Source organism: Vibrio sp. 661, assembly GCF_033339315.1.
Lineage (GTDB): Bacteria > Pseudomonadota > Gammaproteobacteria > Enterobacterales > Vibrionaceae > Vibrio > Vibrio alginolyticus.
On the sequence record NZ_JAWOUJ010000143.1, the window covers coordinates 1 to 1,028 of the forward strand.

The 1,028-nt window shown below is 53.8% G+C and carries 1 protein-coding gene; it reads right to left on the minus strand.

Features of this window, described 5'->3' with window-relative positions; all coding sequences use genetic code 11:
- A partial coding sequence (locus R7P69_RS25285; protein WP_318121840.1) for a tandem-95 repeat protein occupies positions 1–1,028 on the minus strand: 1,028 nt, incomplete at both ends.

Consider the following 1,028-nt stretch of genomic DNA (forward strand, 5'->3'; position numbering starts at 1 on the left):
TGTGCTTCAGGTACAGACGCCGATTGGATAGACAGCGTATCACCATCAATATCAGTATCGTTTGGCAGAACATCAATCGTCACTGGCGTGTCTTCGTCAGTGACAGCGGTATCATCTTTTGCCACTGGCGCGTCATTCACTGGCGTCACATCGACGTTCACCGTGGTGGACTCACTGACGCCACCGGAGGTGACGATGTAGGTTAAGCTGTCTGTACCGTGGTAGTTGTCGTTTGGCGTGTAAGTGACGCTGCCATCCGGGTTGACCGAGACCGTGCCGTTGGCTGGACCGTGATTGGTATCCAGCGACACCACTTTGTCGTCGCCTTCAAACGTGTCGTTACCTAGGACGTTAATGATGGTCGGCGTGTCTTCCACAACCGTCGCGTTGTCTGCCACGATGTCCGCCACAGGGGCTACCGTGAAGTTCACCGTTTGGCTAACGCTTTCGCCGCTTGGATCGGTGGCCGTAAAGGTTAGGGTTTCTGAGCCGTTCCAGTCAGCGGTTGGAGTGAACGTAGCAATGCCATTGACGATCGCCACTTGAATGTTGCTGTTGCCAGAGACACTGAAGCTCAACTCGCCATCCACGTTATCCACATCACTGAAAGCGGTGTTTAGATCGATGCTGTATGGCGTAAAGTCTTCTGCCAAGGTTTGGTCTGCAATGTTGCTCTCAACCACAGGCGTGTCGTTCACCGCATTCACGGTGACGTTGACCGTCGCTTGGTCAGTCAGCGCACCATCGGTGACGGTGTAAGTGATTTCAGCATCGCCATGGAAGTTCTCAGCCGGTGTGAACACCAACTTGCCGTCAACAATCTCGACTGTGCCTTGCGCTTCAGGTACAGACGCTGATTGGATAGACAGCGTATCGCCATCGATGTCGGTATCGTTTGGCAGAACATCAATCGTCACTGGCGTGTCTTCGTCAGTAACAGCGGTATCATCTTTTGCCACTGGCGCGTCATTGACTGGTGTGACATCGACGTTCACCGTGGTGGACTCCGATACCCCACCGGAGGTAAC